The 15761-nt window shown below is 73.3% G+C and carries 16 protein-coding genes; 9 read left to right on the top strand and 7 right to left on the bottom strand.

All coding sequences use genetic code 11. From position 1 onward, the window contains the following. Positions 1 to 5 precede the first annotated feature (5 nt). The gene (locus ETAA1_RS33305; RefSeq protein ID WP_261342004.1) at positions 6 to 140 is read right to left on the bottom strand and encodes a hypothetical protein; all 135 of its coding nucleotides are present in this window, start codon (positions 138 to 140) and stop codon (positions 6 to 8) included. 90 nt (positions 141 to 230) lie between these two features. Continuing rightward, positions 231 to 1568, bottom strand: coding sequence for a DUF1501 domain-containing protein (locus tag ETAA1_RS02805; RefSeq protein ID WP_145234117.1), 1338 nt, complete (start codon positions 1566 to 1568; stop codon positions 231 to 233). Between the two features lie 241 nt (positions 1569 to 1809). Here ETAA1_RS02805 and ETAA1_RS02800 point away from each other — a divergent pair, with 241 nt between their 5' ends. From ETAA1_RS02800 to ETAA1_RS02770, 7 genes are all read left to right on the top strand, one after another. Continuing rightward, the gene (locus ETAA1_RS02800) at positions 1810 to 3084 is read left to right on the top strand and encodes an STN domain-containing protein (RefSeq protein WP_145234115.1); all 1275 of its coding nucleotides are present in this window, start codon (positions 1810 to 1812) and stop codon (positions 3082 to 3084) included. A 123-nt stretch (positions 3085 to 3207) separates the two neighbouring features. Continuing rightward, the gene (locus ETAA1_RS02795; RefSeq protein ID WP_145234113.1) at positions 3208 to 3537 is read left to right on the top strand and encodes a cupin domain-containing protein; all 330 of its coding nucleotides are present in this window, start codon (positions 3208 to 3210) and stop codon (positions 3535 to 3537) included. A gap of 26 nt (positions 3538 to 3563) precedes the next feature. Next, positions 3564 to 4412, top strand: coding sequence for a hypothetical protein (locus ETAA1_RS02790; RefSeq protein ID WP_145234112.1), 849 nt, complete (start codon positions 3564 to 3566; stop codon positions 4410 to 4412). A gap of 35 nt (positions 4413 to 4447) precedes the next feature. Next, the gene (locus tag ETAA1_RS02785; protein WP_238389359.1) at positions 4448 to 4822 is read left to right on the top strand and encodes a four helix bundle protein; all 375 of its coding nucleotides are present in this window, start codon (positions 4448 to 4450) and stop codon (positions 4820 to 4822) included. A gap of 3 nt (positions 4823 to 4825) precedes the next feature. Then, positions 4826 to 5815, top strand: a complete 990-nt coding sequence (locus ETAA1_RS02780) for a BatD family protein (RefSeq protein WP_145234110.1) — start codon at positions 4826 to 4828, stop codon at positions 5813 to 5815. Then, positions 5812 to 6609 carry an SH3 domain-containing protein gene (locus tag ETAA1_RS02775; RefSeq protein ID WP_145234108.1) on the top strand — a complete coding sequence of 266 codons (798 nt, stop codon included), beginning with the start codon at positions 5812 to 5814 and terminating at the stop codon, positions 6607 to 6609. Before ETAA1_RS02780 ends, ETAA1_RS02775 begins: the two co-directional genes overlap by 4 nt. 3 nt (positions 6610 to 6612) lie before the next feature. After that, positions 6613 to 7437 carry a hypothetical protein gene (locus ETAA1_RS02770; RefSeq protein WP_145234107.1) on the top strand — a complete coding sequence of 275 codons (825 nt, stop codon included), beginning with the start codon at positions 6613 to 6615 and terminating at the stop codon, positions 7435 to 7437. 21 nt (positions 7438 to 7458) lie between these two features. Here the strand turns inward: ETAA1_RS02770 and ETAA1_RS02765 are convergent, their stop codons facing one another. The 4 genes from ETAA1_RS02765 to ETAA1_RS02750 all read right to left on the bottom strand — a co-directional run bounded on the left by ETAA1_RS02765 (position 7459) and on the right by ETAA1_RS02750 (position 12155). After that, positions 7459 to 8829, bottom strand: a complete 1371-nt coding sequence (locus ETAA1_RS02765) for a DUF1501 domain-containing protein (RefSeq protein ID WP_238389358.1) — start codon at positions 8827 to 8829, stop codon at positions 7459 to 7461. A 274-nt stretch (positions 8830 to 9103) separates the two neighbouring features. Then, positions 9104 to 9853 carry a DNA alkylation repair protein gene (locus ETAA1_RS02760; RefSeq protein WP_202920614.1) on the bottom strand — a complete coding sequence of 250 codons (750 nt, stop codon included), beginning with the start codon at positions 9851 to 9853 and terminating at the stop codon, positions 9104 to 9106. Between the two features lie 18 nt (positions 9854 to 9871). After that, the gene (locus tag ETAA1_RS02755; RefSeq protein ID WP_202920613.1) at positions 9872 to 11581 is read right to left on the bottom strand and encodes a flotillin family protein; all 1710 of its coding nucleotides are present in this window, start codon (positions 11579 to 11581) and stop codon (positions 9872 to 9874) included. 31 nt (positions 11582 to 11612) lie between these two features. Next, a complete protein-coding gene (locus ETAA1_RS02750; protein WP_145234105.1) occupies positions 11613 to 12155 on the bottom strand; it encodes a hypothetical protein in 543 nt (180 codons plus the stop codon). Positions 12156 to 12338: 183 nt separating this feature from the next. Here ETAA1_RS02750 and lptB point away from each other — a divergent pair, with 183 nt between their 5' ends. Both lptB and rfbA read left to right on the top strand, forming a co-directional pair. Further along, positions 12339 to 13739: an LPS export ABC transporter ATP-binding protein gene (lptB, locus tag ETAA1_RS02745; protein ID WP_145234103.1), complete on the top strand. Its 1401-nt coding sequence runs from the start codon at positions 12339 to 12341 to the stop codon at positions 13737 to 13739. Positions 13740 to 13800: 61 nt separating this feature from the next. Beyond that, complete coding sequence (gene rfbA, locus ETAA1_RS02740) at positions 13801 to 14688, top strand: glucose-1-phosphate thymidylyltransferase RfbA (protein ID WP_145234101.1); 888 nt, start codon at positions 13801 to 13803, stop codon at positions 14686 to 14688. A 192-nt stretch (positions 14689 to 14880) separates the two neighbouring features. Here rfbA and ETAA1_RS02735 read toward each other — a convergent pair whose 3' ends face one another. Continuing rightward, positions 14881 to 15729, bottom strand: a complete 849-nt coding sequence (locus tag ETAA1_RS02735; RefSeq protein WP_145234099.1) for a DUF3472 domain-containing protein — start codon at positions 15727 to 15729, stop codon at positions 14881 to 14883. Positions 15730 to 15761 lie beyond the last annotated feature (32 nt).

Genomic DNA, 15761 nt, shown 5'->3' with positions numbered 1-15761 from the left:
ACGACTTAGCGTGTAGCGGTCCGCGGTGCGGGCCGGGTGGCGTGCATCCGGTACGTCAGTTCCAGCAGCAGTTCGCGGACGCGGCGGGCCGGGATTGCCGGGCGGGTCTTCGGTCGCGGCGCGGTCGTGGTGGCGGTCATCGGCACATCCTGTTGGGGGAAGGCTTCCGTCCCCACAGGAATGAGCAGACCGCGTGCCATGGGCGGGGTGGGCAAACTTCGCCCCCCGCGTCACACCAGTTCCCGCATCGGCCGGGCGTCGTCCTCGACCAGGTACTGTGGCCGGCCGGTCAGGTCCGGTAACGTCGCGCCGGGGGCGATGCCGAGGTTGTGGTACAGCGTGGCGAACAGCTCGCCGTACTGCACCGGCCGCGACACCGCCTCGCCGGCGATGCGGTCGGTCGCGCCGATCACCTGACCCGTCTTCATCCCGCCGCCGGCCAGCAGGGCGCAGTTCACGTTCGGCCAGTGGTCGCGGCCGACGATGTTGCTGATGCGCGGGGTGCGGCCGAACTCGCCCATCACCACCACGGTGCAGTCGTCGCCGAGGCCGCGGGCGTACAGGTCTTCCACCAGCGCGCTGACGCACCGGTCGAAGGCGGGGAAGTCCTCGCGCTCGCGGCCGAAGATGTTGTTGTCGGCGCGGCCCTCGGCGTTCTTGCCGCCGTGCCAGTCCCACTTGCTGTAGTTCAGCGTCACCACCCGCGCCCCGGCTTCCACCAGGCGGCGGGCCATCAGCAAGCTCTGGGGCACCCGCGGGGCGCCGTTGCCGTCCATCATCACGCGCGGGTCGCCGGTGCCGTACCGCTCCACCACTTTCGCCGGCTCCTTCGAGATGTCCAGCGCCTCGGCCATCTTCGACGACGTGAGGAGCCCGAACGCCTGCTCGGTGAACGCGTCCGACGCGCGTGCGGAACCGGAGGCGTCGGCCTCGCGGCGGAAGTCGTCAAAGGTGCGGAGCAGGGTGCGGCGGTCGGCGAGGCGGTCGACGGTGATGCCGCGGAGGACCATGTCGTCGCGCGTCTTCCCCATGACGCGGAACGGGGCGAGCGCCTGGCCGAGGAAGCCGGGGCCGGGCTCGTTGTACGGGCCGTGGGTGGTGGTGTAACACAGGCTCGTGAAGGCCGGCACGGCGGGGTCGGTCGGGCCTTGCAGGCGGGCGACGGCGGAGCCGAGTTGCGGCCACCCGCCGGCCGGCGTTGGCTTCCGCGGGTGGTGGCCGTTGTACACCTGAATCGCGTCGTGGTCGGCCTGGCTGCCGACGAGCGAGCGCACCACGACGAGCTTGTCCATGATGCGGGCGAGCCGCGGGAACGCCTCGCAGATCTGCACGCCGGTGACGTTCGTGGCCACCGGCCGCCACGGCCCCGCGACCTCGGCGGGGGCGTCGGGCTTCAGGTCGAACATGTCCTGGTGCGGCGGCCCGCCGACGAGGTAGATGAAGATGACGGACTTGTGCGAGGTGCGGCGGCCGGCCGCGGCGTCGGCGCGGAGGAGGCCGGGCAGCGTGAGGCCGCCGAGGCCGACGCCGCCGATGCGGAGGAACCCGCGACGCGAGAAGCTGGGCATGACGTGCTCGGGCAGGCGGGGGTTAACAGCAACAGTCTCGCCGACGCGGGCGGGCGAGTCAACCGGTAACGGTCGCGCATCCCGCGCATTCCATCCGCGCCCCTGCCGCCGGCGCCGGTCCCGCGGGCGTCTCCCCGTCACCGCCGCCAGTCGGCGCTTGGCAAACGGCCGCGGGGGCGGGTACGTTGAAGGGGTGGCGGTGCGTCAGCGGACGCCGCCCGACCACCCGCGGAACCCCGTCATGACCCGCTTCCGGCTCGCGGCCGTGCTCGCCGCCTCCCTCGCCGGCTTCGCCACGGCCCAGCCGCCGGCCGACGCCATCTCCGAGGCCCGCCAGCGGCAACTCCTCGCCGACCAGAAGGCTGCCGCCGAGGTGCAGACCGCCCTCCTCGACGCCGACGCCGCCCGCGCCAACCCGGCGAAGGCCGCTCAGCGGCTGCGGGCGGCTCAGCAGAGCATCGACCTGTCCGCGGCGATCAGCGCCGAGACCCGGCAGCGCCTCACGGCGCAGCTTCAGGCCCGGCTCGCCGCCGTCGAGGGCCGCCCCGTCGCCAACACGGGCGCCCGCCCCGACCCCGCCGCGCCCGGCGTCAAGGGGGCACAAAAGGCGGCGATCGAGGCCATGCAGGCGGAGGTGAAGGAAGTCCGCGAGGGCGTCGAGAAGATTGTCCGGTTGCGCGACCAGAACAACACTGCCGAGGCCGACCGCACCGCCGCCGCGCTGGCGCAGAAGTACCCGACCAACCCCGGCGTGCTGGCGCTCGGGCAGCGCGACAGCTTCGCCACCGCCCTCGCCGACTCCCGCGCCTTCACCGAGCTCCAGGCGAAGCGGCTGAACATGGCCCAGAACAACCTGATGGCGTCGAACATTCCGGCCGTCCAGGACGTGGAGTTCCCGAAGGACTGGAAGGACCGCACCGGCAAGCGGTCGAACGAGGTCAAGCTGACGGACCGCGAGAAGCAGCTGATCTCGGCGCTGGACCGCGCGGTGACGGTGAACCTGAAGGACCAGCCGCTGGAGTACGCCCTGCAGGAACTCTCGACGGCGATGGACGCGAAGCTGCTGGTGGACGAGAAGTCGCTGCGCGACCTGGACCTGGACCTGAAGAAGAACGTGAGCCTGAGCGCCCGCGGGCTGTCGGGCCGGACGGCGCTGCGGCAGCTGCTCTCCGCCCAGGGGCTGACGTTCGTGATCCGCGACCAGGAAATCCAGATCGTGACGGTGGAGCGGTCCCGCGACCTGCTGACGACGCGGGTGTACTACCTCGGCGACCTGATCCAGGGGCTCGGGCCGACCGGCGGGGCGCCGCAGTGGGGGCCGTTCCTCGACTTCCAGCAGACGCAGGCCAACGCCAAGCTGCTGATCGACTCGATCAAGTCGTCGGTGGACCCGCTGGCGTGGCAGGGCAACGGCGGCGCCGGCACGGTGACGTTCCACGTCCCGAGCATGTCGCTGATCGTGCGGGCGTCGAGCGAGGTCCACGCGGCCCTCGGCGGCCGGCTGTACGGGCGGTAGGGTAATGGGACTCAGGGACCGTGGGACTGAGGGACACAGGGACACAGGGACAGAAGACGCACGAGGCTTCGTATTCTGTCCCTGTGTCCCTCAGCCCCACGGTCCCTCAGCCTCTCCCTCCCAATGTCGCAATTCTTCCCCACCCCCGCCGAGTGCGGCCGCCACGTCGTCTTCGGCACCGTGCCGATCCGCACCTACGCCGGCGACGGGCTGCAGCTGTCGCTGGTGGACATCCCGGCCGGCGGCGTCGTGGACTGGCACAGCCACCCGCAGGAGCAGATGGGGATGATGGTGAGCGGCCGGGCGCTGTTCGAGGTCGGCGACGAGGTGCAGGAGCTCGGCCCCGGCGACTTCTACCGCATCCCCGGCGGCGTCCGCCACCGCGTCACGGCGCCGGCCGGCGCGGCGCAGGCGCTGGACGTGTTCCACCCCGTCCGCGACGAGTACCGCTGACCCGCCCGCCCGTGTACCATAGCGGCATGACGCGCCGCCTCCCGATCGCCGCCGGTCTGTTCGCCGCCGCGGTCGCCGTCGCCGCCGGGCAGCCGGCCGACGACCTCGTCCGCCGGGCGAACGCCGTCATGCTCGCCGGCGACCCGGCCGCCGCCGACCCGCTCTATGCCGCCGCCGCCGAGCGCACCGCCGACCCCGGCCTGGTCGCGTACAACACCGCCGCGGTGCGGGCCGCGCAGGGCCGGTTCTACGACGCCGAAGTCCTCTACGCCCGCGCACTGGACGACCGCGACTGCCCGCCGACACGCGCGGCGCGGGCGTGGTACAACCGCGGCGTCTGCCTGCTGAAGCGCGGCGGCGACGCGGCCGTCTACCGCTCCGCGGTGGCGTGCCTGGAGCGGTGCCGCGAATCCCCCGGCGCCGACGACCCGCTGAAGGCCGACGCCCGCCGGCTGATCGAGCTGGCGAAGTTGCTGTGGGCCGAGGCCGCCCGCAAGGCGCCGCGGCCGGAGAGCCCGAACGCCCCGACGCCCGAGGACCTGCAACAGCCGCCCCCCCCGCAGACCGCCGGCTCGGAGCCCGAGACGCGCCATGACCAGGCCGGGAAGGACGGCTCGACCGACACGTCGAACACGAAGCAGACCAAACCGGCGGGCGTGCAGCCGACGCAGGAGCCGGGCAGCAAGTCCGAGCAGCCGACGGCGGGGGTGGGTCCGCAGTTGCGGCCGCTGGCCAATGACGACACGGCCCGCCCGCTGAGCCCCGAGGAGACGCGGGCGTACCTCCGCCAGACGGAGGAGCGGTTGCGGAAGGAGCGGCAGGGGCTGCTCCGTGCGGTCGCCGGGGCGGACCGGCCGGGGGTCAAGGATTGGTAGGGACTCGGGAAGGGATGAGGGATGAGGGATGAGGGATGAACCAGACGGAGCCGGCCGAACGAGTAGACCTGCGCGTGCGGACCAAGCAGTTCGCGGTCCGCATTATCCGAATGTATGGGGTGTTGCCAAAGCAGGCTGAAGCAGACGTGATCGGCCGGCAGGTGTTGCGGTCCGGCACGTCGGTCGGTGCCAACTTCCGCGAAGCTCACCGGGCGCGGTCTGACGCCGAGTTCGTGTCGAAGCTGGGTGATTGCCTGAAAGAATTAGAAGAGACGAGTTACTGGCTCGAGCTGCTCGTGGACGCCGGGCTGGTGCCGCCCGCACGGGTCGCCGCGCTGCGGGAAGAGTGTGAACAGCTCATCGCCATCCTCACCACGATCTCCAAGAAGGTCAAAGCGAGGAAGGGGTAACCGATGCTCCGACCCGCCATCACCCGAGCGACGTTCGTCGTGCTGGTCTTCCTCATCCCTCATCCCTCATCCCTCATCCCTGCGAGGCAACCGAGCTTCTTCGAGCCGAAAGAAGGCTACTACGGCGCCCGCGGCACCGCGGTGAAGGCGCGCTGGGACGTGACGCCCACGACCGTCCCCGAGGGCGGAGCCGTGGTGGCGACGCTCACCGTCACGGGCGCGACCAACCCCGCCGAGGTGAAGCGGCCCGACCTGGCGAAAGTCGCCGACTTCACGGACCGATTCGTCGTCGAGGACGTGCCCGGGCCGGTGGCGGCGAAGGGGCTGGCGTTCGCGTACCGACTGCGGCCGCGGACCCGCGGGGTGACGGACGTGCCGGGGCTGAACTTCTTCTACTTCAACGCCGACGCCGCGCCCGAGCGGCGCTACCAGAACGCCCGCGCGCTCGGGGTCAAGATCACGGTGACGGCCGCGCCGCCGACGGCCGCACCGCCCGCGGTGCCGCTGGACGCGCCCGACCGGATGTTCGTCGTCGAGACGGGGGCGCGGCTGCTGGACGACGAGCCGTTCGCGCCGGGGCCGGCGGCGTGGGCCGCGCTGGCGGCGCTGGCGGTGTTGACGCCGGTCGGGTGGTACGCGGCGTGGCGGGCGGCGTACCCGGACGCGGCCCGGCTCGCGCGGCGGCGGCGGTCGCGGGCAGCGCGGCGGGCGCTGGCGGCGGTCCGCGCCGCGGGCCGGTCGGCCGACCCGGCGGCGGCGTGCGCCGCGGCGGTGATCGGCTACCTGCGGGCGCGGTACCCGCTGCCGCCGGGCGCCGACACGCCGCCGGAGGCGGCCGCGGCGCTGGCCGCGCTCGGCGTCGCGGGCGCGGACGCCGTGGAAGCCTTCCTGCGGGCGTGCGACGCCGCCCGGTTCGCGCCGACCCCCGACACCGCGGTGTCACTCGCCGCCGCGGCCGAGGCGCTGGTGGCCCGGCTGGAGGCGGCGGAATGACCCTCCGCGCCGCCGTCGCCGTCGCGCTCCTCGCCGCTGCCCCGGCCGCGGCGCACTCCCCCGCCCCCGCCGACTTAGCCGCTGAAGCCGCCCGCCAGTTCGCCGCAGGCGTCGCCGCCAGGGACGACGCCGCGGCCGCCCGGCCGCACTTCCGCGCCGCCGCCGCCGCCTACGACGCCCTGTGGCAGGGCGGCCGCCGCAACCCGGCCGTCGGCCTCGCCCGCGCCCGCTGCCGCCGCCTCGCCGGCGACCTGCCGGCCGCCGTCGTCGCCCTCCACGAGGCGCTCGCCGTCGCCCCCGCCGACCGCGACCTGCGCGTCGAACTGGACGACGCCCGCGCCGCCGTCGACTACCCCCACACCGGCGACCTCACCGACCAGTGCCGCCCCGCCACCGCCCGCCCGTTCGGCTCGCGGGTCTCGGCGGCGGAAGCGTTCGCGCTCGTGGCCGTCTTCGCGCTCGCCGCCGGGCTCGCCGCCGCCCGGCTCGCCATGACCCGCGCCCCGGCGTGGCTCGGCGTCAGTGCCCTGTCACTGGCCGCGCTCGCCGCGCTCGCCGCGCTTTTGTGGCAGGACGCCCGCCGCGACCCCCGGCCGGTCGTGGTCGTCGCCGCCGACGTGTTCCTCCGCCGCGGCAACGCCGACAGCTACCCGCCGCGGCTCGAACCCAGGCTGCCGCGCGGCGCCGAGGCCCGCGAGCTCGGCCGCCGCGGCGGGTGGGTGCAGGTGGAGCTCGCCGGCGGCGCCGCCGGGTGGGTGCCGGAAGCCGCCGTCCTCCCCGTCCCCCGGCGGTGACCCGTGCCCGACCTCGACGCACCCCCCGCCGCCGTCGCCGCGCTGTGGGCCGCCGTCGGGGTGTGGCTGGCGTGGTGGTTCGTGCCGCTGCTCGTCTCCGCGGCCGGCGGCACCCGCTACGCGAACGGCGGCGAGGAAGACCCCGCGGCCCTGGAGCCCGACGGCACCGACCCGGCTTACGCCGCGGCGTTCGACGCCCTGCGGCGGCTCGGGTACGAGCCGCTCGGGCCGGGGTGGATGCGGCTCACGTTCCACCTCCGCGACTGGACGTACCGCACGACCGTGCGGGCGTTCCGGAATCGCTCGGCCGGGCGGTTCGCGTTCCTGCACGAGCTGCCGGTCGCGCCCGGCTGGCACCAGCTCATCTTCGCCACCTGCTGGGCCGACGGCGGCCTCGACCTGACGGCCGGCGGCGCCGCGGACACGCTCACGGCCGACGACGACTTCGCGATGGAGGCGGTGGCGACGGCCGACCCGGCGGTGCTGGAGGCGCGGCACGCCGACCGCGTGGCGGCCCACGCTGCGGCCGGCCGGCGGCGTGACACCGACCTGTCACTGCGGGCGCTCCTGGACGCGACGGAGCGGAACGCCGGGCCGTCCACCATCACCCCGACCGCGAGAACGGCACGGGTCGAGTTGGTGGCGGCGGGCGGTCCGCTGGCGGTGGCCGCGGCCGCGGCGGTGATGGTGTTCGGCCCGTTCAGCTGGGCGGTGCCGGTGGCGCTACTGGCGGTGCTGACGGGGCTGTGGGTGCTGACCGCGGTCGCGCGGGCGAACGTGGTTGCGCAGCTCCGCCGTGCCGCGGAGCCGCCGGACGAGGGGTGGTGAGGGCGTCACGAACCCGGCCCGTCAGGCGAACACCTCGCGCACCGCGGCGCCCTCCGGCAGCAGCGCCAGCGGCCGGTCCAGCCGGTCGCGCAGCTCCAGGTCCGGGGCGATGCCCAGCGCGTGGTACACCGTCGCCACGATGTCGCTAGCGCTCACCGGGTTGCGGCTCGGGTACGCGCCGAGCTTGTCGCTCGCCCCGTGGACGTAGCCGCCCTTCGTGCCGCCGCCGGCGAACAGCACCGAGTAGCAGTGCTCCCAGTGGTCGCGGCCGGCGTCGCCCGAAATCTTCGGCGTGCGACCGATCTCGCCCATCACCACCACCAGCGTGCGGCCGAGCAACCCGCGGTCGATCAGGTCCGTCAGCAGCTGCGCGTACGCCCGGTCGAACGGCGGCAGCAGTTGGTTCTTCAGCTTCGGGAAGTTCTGGCCGTGCGTGTCCCAGGTGGCGTTCGCGTCCGGCGCCCAGCTCACGCACGCCAGCCGCGTCCCGGCCTCGACCAGCCGCCGCGCCAGCAGCAGGCTTTGACCGTAGATGTTGCGGCCGTAGGCGTCGCGGACGCGGGCCGGCTCGCGGTCCAGCAGGAACGCCCGCTGCGCCGCCGGCGACGTGAGCAGGTCGCACGCCCGCGCTTGAAGGCGTTCCAGGTCGTCGGTGAGGCCGGCGCGGGCGGCGGTGGCGGTGCGGTTGACGCCGGCGAGGAGGTCGCCGCGGTCGCGGACGCGGTCGGCGGTCATGCCCGCGCCGGGGAGGATGGCGGGGAGGTTGAAGCCGTCGGGGGCGTCGCCGCCGCGGAGGACGAGGAACGGGTCGTGCGTCTTGCCGAGCCAGCCGCCGAGGAAGCCCGGCTGCGGCGGCCCGCCCGCCCCTTCCGCGGTGAGGTACGGCATCAGCACGTAGCCGGGAATGTGCCCCGCGGCCGGCCGGTGCCGGCTCACTACGGCCCCGATGGCCGGGTGGTCGGTGGCCTTCGCGCCGACGATGCCGGCGCGGACGTTGCTGCGGACGCCGGTGAGGGCGGTGTACACGGCAGGGGCGTGCGCGACCTGGTCGTGATTGACGGAGCGGACGAGCGTGCAGTGCTGCATCAGCCGCGCGAGCCGCGGCAGGTGCTCGCACACCTGCACGCCGGGGACGGTAGTGCTGATGGGGCGGAACTCGCTGCGCATCTCCTGCGGCAGGTCGGGCTTCAAGTCCCAGGTGTCGAGGTGGCTGGGGCCGCCGTTCAGGAAGACGAGGATGCACGAGTCGGCTGGCGCGGAGTTGCCGGTGCGGTGCTCGTCGGCGGCGAGGAGGGTGGTGAGCCCGAGGTGGAGGGCGCCGGCGGTGCCGACCTGGAGCATGTTGCGGCGGGTGAGCCCCGTCGGCCCCGGGCAGCGGGTGGGTGGTGTCATCGGGCGGGAACCTCGGCGGGGGCGGACGTGCGGCGGGCGGGTGTACCGACTCTACCCGATCCGGGGTCGGCCGGCGAGCCGTTTCCGGCGCCGAGTACTTCGGTTGTCTGGGGCGATCGAGGCCAGACGACCGTTCGGACCGAGATCATTGTTTCCGGCCGAGGGGGGTCGATTCCCGGAAACATGTCACCGACTCATAAAAATGCTTGTTCCGTCGAGGTGTCGCCCGTCCGTTCTCCGGAACCCGATTGGGAATCTGCACTTGCGGGGCCGGTCAGCCCTGGCGCTTCACCATTTCGGCGATCCAGATCGGGGCGAACGGCGACGTACACCCCTTCGAGCACGGGTAGTCGCGGTACAGCCCCAGCTTCTCGCCGATCGCCACCGCCCGCTTGCGGAGCTTCGGGGCGTGGATGCCGATCTCCGCCAGGCACATGTTCATCGTCCACTGCACCTCGGGCACAACGCCGGCCAGCTCCGCCTCGATGCGGTCGAGCAGCGCCGCGAGGTCGAGGCCGTCGGGGCTCTTGGCGACGCGGCCGGCCGTCAGCTGCCAGCCGGCGCGGGCCAGCCACGGGTCGGACGACGCCATCCACGCCTGCCGCAACGCCTCCTTGTCGGGGTGCGCCTTCACCACGTTCGAGTGGAGCCAGTCGGCCACCCACGGGATCGTGATCGTCGTGACGAGCCGCTCCAGGTCAGCGGCCGACAGCTGCTTCACGTCGATCAGCAGCGCCGCGAGGAACTGGGCGTCCACGTTGCCGGTGTCCCACAGCGCGAGCGCCAGCGGGTGGTTCGTCTTGAACTTGGCGGCGAGCTTCCGCACGTCGCCGCGGGGGACGCCGAACTGGTTGTCGCCGGCGCCGCGGCCCCACGGGCCGCTCTTGGCCATCTGCGCCCGCACGGCGGCGGTGCCCAGCGCCTCGAGTTGCTTGAGGGCGTCCGCGACGGACGCGGACGCCGCCCTGGGCTTCGCCTTCGCCGCCGGCTTGGGGGTCACGCTCTTGGCCATCGAATCGCCCACCGAGGGTTCCGGGAGGGGTCACGACCCGCCGCGCGGGCCGGGGGCCGCGGGGGCGTGGCCGTTCGCCGCCGGCTCGGGCCGCGGCGGCGGCGGCGCGTCGGGGGTCAGCTTCGCCAGGTACTCGGGCACCTCGACGCCGCCCACGTCCTTCAGCACCTGCATCATCGGCGGCATCACCCGGGCCATGTTCTGCAAAAACCCCGCGGTGCCCGACCCGCCCGCGCCGCCGCCCTCCCACACCACCACCTTGTCGAACTTGATGTTCGAGATGGCCTTCGCCGACGCCGCGGCCAGCGCGTCCAGGTGCTCCAGCATCAGCAGCTGGAACGCCGCCTGCGCCCCGCCGCACGCCTCGATGACCGTCTTCAAGCCCTCGCCCTTCTTGGCGAGAATCTCGTACTGCCCGCGGGCCTCGGCTTCGAGCTTCATGTAGATCGTCGCCGCCTCGGCCTGCGCCGCCAGCCGCGTCTGCTCGGCCGCGGCCTCGGCCTCCACAATGGTCCGCGCCTTCTCGGCCTTCGCCGGCGCCTCCAGCGCCGCCCGCTGCTCGGCCTCCACCTTCTCGGCCTCGGCCAGCGCCGCCCGCGCCATCGCCCGGTTCTGCGCCTCCTGCACGGCCGCCTCGGCCTCCCGCTTCTTCGTCTCCGACACCTGGTACGCCTCGGCCTTCTTCACCTGCATCTCGGCCTGCGCGGCGAACACCTGGGCCTGCGCCTGGGCCTCGCCGACGGCGGCGCGGGCGTTCGCCTCGGCCGTCTTCACCCGCTTCTCCCGCTCGGCGTCGGCCACCAGCGCCTCCCGCTCGAACGCCGCCTTCTGCTCGCCGACCTGCTGGTCGCGGTCGAGCTCGGCCACGCGGATCGCCTGCTGCCGCATGGCCTCCTTGATGAGTGCCTCCTGCTCCAGCTTCGCCGTCTGCTCGCCGACGACCCGCTCCTTGTCGAGCTGGGCCACGCGGATGGCCTGCTCGCGGGTCGCCTCGCGGGTGCCGATCTCGCGCTCCTTCGTGGCCCCGGCCACCGACACGGCCCGCTCCCGCTCGGCCTCGGCGACGCCGATCTGGCCGGTGCGTTCTTGCAGCGCCACGTCCACCAGCGCCTTCTGGATGGCCTCCGCGGCGGCCTTGCGGCCGATGGCCTCGATGTACCCGCTCTCGTCGGTCAGGTCGGTGATGTTGACGTTGATGAGGACGAGGCCGATCTTCTTGAGCTCCGGCTCGAGCGACCGCTGCACGCTCTCCAGGAACTTGTCGCGGTCGCGGTTGATGTCCTCGATCCGCATCGACGCGATGACCTGCCGCAGCTGGCCGAAGATGATGTCGCGGGCCTGCTCCTTCACCTGCTGGGTGTCGAGCCCGAGGAGGCGGATGGCCGCGTTCTGCATCGTTTCCGAGTCGGTGCCGATGGCCACGGTGAAGACGCTCGGCACGTTGACGCGGATGTTCTCGATCGACAGCGCGCCCTTGAGCGGCACCTCGATCTGGATGGGGTCGAGCGACAGGTACGAGTAGTCCTGGATCAGCGGCACGATGAACGCGGCGCCGCCGTGGACGCACTTCGCGGCGTTGCCGCCGCCGGTCTTGCCGTAGATGACGAGGACGCGGTTGGACGGGCACCGCTTGTAGCGCCGCGCGAGCATCAGGACGAGGCCGAACAGCACGGTGCCGGCGGCGACGGCGGTGACGAGCGGCCAGGGCACGTCGGTGGTGGCGGCGAGGAGTGCGGTCACGGGTGCGGCCTCCGGGTGTCGGGTGAGTGTGTCAGACGGCCTCGACTTCCACCGTGTCGGCGGTGAGCACGGCGACGACGCGGACCGGCGCCCCGGTCGGCAGGTCCGGCCCGGCGGTCACCGCCTGGTACTCGACGGTGCGGTTCTGCACGGCCACCTGCACCTTGCCGTGGCCCGACCGCGTGCCCGGCACCCGCAGGTACACCGAGCCCGTCCGCCCGACCGCCCGCTCGATCCGCGCCGTGCCGTCGGCCTTCAGGCCGGACAGCGACCGCACCAGGAACGCGACCGCGTAGAACGCCGCCACCGCCGCCGCCGCCGCGACCACGGTCGCGAGTGCCTCGTCGGCGCCGTAGTAGCGCGCGGTCAGCCCGCCGAGGCCGAAGAACGTCAGCGCCGCGGCCGCCGTCCGCACCGACAGCATGCCGAAGAACGAGTTGCCGTCGTGGTCGTGGTCGGCCCCGGTGTCGTGGTCGGTGTCGTGGTCGGCGCCGAAGCCGAGGAGCCCGGCGGCGAGTTGCAGCAGGATGACGGTGCCGCCGAGGCCGGCGCAGAACAGGTAGAACGTGTCCACGATCCCTCCGGGCGGCGGTCGTAGTTTCTCGCAGTCTAACGAGTGATTCGCGGCGGCTCGCCGGCAATTCGGCGAAATCCGGGGCGTCGTTCGGGCGGTCAGCCGCAAATTCGACCCACGCCCGGGCCGGGGTTGCGTGCGCGGCCCGGGTCGGCTATCTCCCCGCGTCCCGGGGGGTGGGTGATGGCGCTGCTCGAGGTCGAGGGGCTGGTCAAGTACTTCGGCCGCCGCCGGGTCGTCAACGGCGTGTCGTTCCACGTCGAGGCCGGCGAGGTCGTCGGGCTGCTCGGCCCGAACGGCGCCGGCAAGACCACCAGCTTCCGCATGGCCACCGGGCAGCTCACGCCGAACGCCGGCAAGGTGACGTTCGACGGGGCCGACGTGACCGGCCTGCCCATGTTCCAGCGCGCCCGCCGCGGCATGGGCTACCTGTCGCAGGAGCCCAGCGTCTTCCGCAAGCTCTCGGTCGAAAACAACCTCATCGCCATCCTGGAGGCGCTGCCGCGCAGCCGCAGCCTCGGGCGGAAGCTCACCCGCAAGGAGCGCCGGGAGCGCGCCAACGAAGCGCTGACCCGGTTCAAGCTCGACCACGTCCGCGGGAACGTCGCCGGCAGTTGCTCGGGCGGCGAGAAGCGGCGGCTCGAGATCGCCCGCTGCCTGGTGTGCGAGCCGCTGCTGATCCTGCTCGACGAGCCGTTCGCGGCCGTGGACCCGAAGACGACCGAGGACATCCGCAAGAACATCCGCGAGCTGGCGGACCACGGCATCGGCATCCTCATCACCGACCACAACGTCCGCGAGGTGTTCCGCACCGCCGACCGGGTGTACCTCATCGCCGACGGCCAGGTGGTGACCCGCGGCACACCGCACGAGCTGGTGAACGACCAGAAGGCCATCGACGCCTACCTCGGCCGCAGCTTCGAGGAGGACGGCTTCACCCGGGCGATGGCCAGCCGGCTGCACCCGGGCGGGGATCCGACCCCAGCGCCCGAACCGCCGCCGCCGCCGGCGAAGGCCGCCGCGCCGCCGCCGCCGGCGAAGGCCGCCGCGCCGCCGGCGAAACCGCCGGTCACGCCGCCGCCGGCGAAGCCGCTGACGATCACGCCGGCGCCGGTGGCGCCGCCCCCGCCGCGGCCGGCGCCGCCCCCGACGGCAGCCACGCCGCCGCCGAAGGCGTTTGCCCCCGAACCCGTCGCCACCGTGACGCCGCCGCCGGTGCTGTTCCCGGCGGCCACCCCGACCGCGTTCCCCGCCACGACGCCGGCGCCGGCCAGCGGGCTGTTCAGCGGCAAGGTCGGGTCGATGCTGGAGCAGGAGAAGGTGCGGCGGCTCGTGGAGTCGCTGGCCGACGACGGCGCGGTGAAGGCCGCGACGCTGGAACTGGTGAAGAAGGGCGCCGCGGCCGTGCCGACGCTGCTGGAGGCGCTGGAGTGGCCGAACGCGGTCCACCGCCGGCGGGCGTTCGAGGTGCTGAAGTTCCTGGCCAAGGACGCCGGCCCGCTGGAGTTCGACCCCGACGGCCCGCCGGACGTGCGCCTGCGCCAGGTGGCGCAGCTGCGGCGGCGGCTGGAGCCGCGCCGGTGACCCGGACCGCCCGGCGTCGTACCCTGAGGGCACGTCCGCCTTCCTCAATTGTGGTGATGCCGTGAAGGGAATTCTGCTGGCCGGCGGGGCCGGGAGCCGGCTCTACCCGCTCACCCGCTCGGTGAGCAAGCAACTCCTCCCCGTCTACGACAAGCCGGTCATCTACTACCCGCTGTCGGTGCTCATGCTCGCCGGCATCCGCGACGTGCTCGTCATCAGCACGCCCCGCGACACGCCGGCCATCGAGCAGCTGCTCGGCGACGGCAAGCGGCTCGGCATGAACCTCTCCTACAAGGTGCAGGAGAACCCCGGCGGCATCGCGCAGGCGTTCCTCGTCGGCGAGGAGTTCGTCGCCGGCGACCCGGTGTGCCTGATCCTCGGCGACAACATCTTCTTCGGCCACGACCTGGTGCCGGTCCTCACCGACTCGGCCGGCATCACCACCGGCGCGCGGGTGTTCGCGTACCACGTCACCGACCCGGAGCGGTTCGGCGTCGTCGAGTTCGGCAAGGACTTCAAGGCGCGCACGCTCGAAGAGAAGCCGGCGAAGCCGCGCTCGAACTGGGCCGTCACCGGGTTGTACTTCTACGACGGCGACGTGACCGACATCGCCAAGAAGCTGAAGCCGTCGCCGCGCGGCGAGCTGGAAATCACGGACGTGAACCTCGAGTACCTCCGCCGCGGGCAGCTCACCGTGACGCCGCTCGGCCGCGGCGTGGCGTGGCTGGACGCGGGCACGTTCGACTCGCTGCTGTCGTCGTCGCAGTTCGTGCAGACGCTGGAGCAGCGGCAGGGGCTGAAGATCGCGTGCCTCGAAGAGATCGCGCTGTCGAAGGGGTTCATCGACGTGGCGCAGTTCGAGAAGCTGGCGGTCGAGAGCGGCAACAACGACTACGGCGCGTACCTGAAGCGGGTGCTGGCCGAGCACCGGGCCGGGGGATCGAGTTAGGCCGGGGCGCAAGCCCCGTCGGCGTTCCGACACCCGACGGGGCTTGCGCCCCGGCCTAACAAGCCGTCACTCCACCCCAGCCTGAAGCGGGTGCTGGCCGAGCACCGGGCCGGGGGATCGAGTTAGGCCGGGGCGCAAGCCCCGTCGGCGTTCCGACACCCGACGGGGCTTGCGCCCCGGCCTAACAAGCCGTCACTCCACCCCCGCCGGCAGGTCCGGCGGCGCCGTCGCGCCGCCCGCCCGCGTCATCACCTCGCGCAGCTTCGTCGTCTTGTTCTCCGTCGCGCCGCCGGTCGCCAGGAAGAAGCCCGCCCCCACCGGCCCCGCGTCGATGTGCGTGTCCGGGTTCGCGTCGGCGGTGAAGCGCGCCTTCAGCAGCGGCTCCCACGCCCCGCCCTTCGGCCTCACCCAGCCGTCGGAAAACACCGCCCGCCGCGCCTTCGTCGTGGACACCTTGTTCCGCCGGAAGTCCTCCACGAACGAGTAGCAGCCGCGCAGCAACTCCCCCTTCGTGTGCGTCGAGAACGTCACGAGGTGCCGCCACTCCTTGGCGTCCGGCGTGCGGAGGTAGCCGCTGTAGGCGGTGCGGTCGGGGCCGTCGGCCTTCGCGCTCACGAGGAAGCGGTACGGCTGACCCGCCTTCCAATCCAGGTCGAGGAACGACTGCCCGCCGGTCCCCTCGTTGCCGAACCGGCCGACGCGCACGCCCTCGCCCCGGTGGAGCAGCTTCACCCGCTTCTCCTCGGGCACCTTTCGCGGGTCGTCGCCGCCGGCCGGGTCCCACACGGAGAACAGCGCCACCTTCTTGCCGTTGCCGAGCTCCTGGATGCCGAAGTACCCCTTCGACCAACCGCAGGCCATGAAGTAGGTGCCCTCCGCGGACTGCTCGACGGTGGCGGTGAGGGTGACGGCCGTGGCCTCCGGCGCGGGGTAGCCGAGGTGGACGGACCGGCAGGCGATGCCGAACAGCTTCTCGTCGGCGGGGGCGCTCGCGGTTGCGACGGCGACGGCGGCGAGAGCGGCGGCGAGGGCGGGGCGCACGGCGGGCCTCCGGGCGGGGTGGGTGCCGGGAA

It is taken from the genome of Urbifossiella limnaea (genome assembly GCF_007747215.1).
GTDB lineage: Bacteria > Planctomycetota > Planctomycetia > Gemmatales > Gemmataceae > Urbifossiella > Urbifossiella limnaea.
This window is presented reverse-complemented; position numbering and strand designations above follow the sequence as displayed.

What these genes read in the sequence shown, in the direction of transcription:
- ETAA1_RS02765 (WP_238389358.1), bottom strand. Translation starts at nt 8,829, where the DNA reads ATGACACCACCCACCCGCTGCCCGGGGCCGACGGGGCTCACCCGCCGC.
- ETAA1_RS02795 (WP_145234113.1), top strand. Translation starts at nt 3,208, where the DNA reads ATGTCGCAATTCTTCCCCACCCCCGCCGAGTGCGGCCGCCACGTCGTC.
- ETAA1_RS02775 (WP_145234108.1), top strand. Translation starts at nt 5,812, where the DNA reads ATGACCCTCCGCGCCGCCGTCGCCGTCGCGCTCCTCGCCGCTGCCCCG.
- ETAA1_RS02805 (WP_145234117.1), bottom strand. Translation starts at nt 1,568, where the DNA reads ATGCCCAGCTTCTCGCGTCGCGGGTTCCTCCGCATCGGCGGCGTCGGC.
- lptB (WP_145234103.1), top strand. Translation starts at nt 12,339, where the DNA reads ATGGCGCTGCTCGAGGTCGAGGGGCTGGTCAAGTACTTCGGCCGCCGC.
- ETAA1_RS02785 (WP_238389359.1), top strand. Translation starts at nt 4,448, where the DNA reads ATGAACCAGACGGAGCCGGCCGAACGAGTAGACCTGCGCGTGCGGACC.
- ETAA1_RS02780 (WP_145234110.1), top strand. Translation starts at nt 4,826, where the DNA reads ATGCTCCGACCCGCCATCACCCGAGCGACGTTCGTCGTGCTGGTCTTC.
- ETAA1_RS33305 (WP_261342004.1), bottom strand. Translation starts at nt 140, where the DNA reads ATGACCGCCACCACGACCGCGCCGCGACCGAAGACCCGCCCGGCAATC.
- ETAA1_RS02800 (WP_145234115.1), top strand. Translation starts at nt 1,810, where the DNA reads ATGACCCGCTTCCGGCTCGCGGCCGTGCTCGCCGCCTCCCTCGCCGGC.
- ETAA1_RS02790 (WP_145234112.1), top strand. Translation starts at nt 3,564, where the DNA reads ATGACGCGCCGCCTCCCGATCGCCGCCGGTCTGTTCGCCGCCGCGGTC.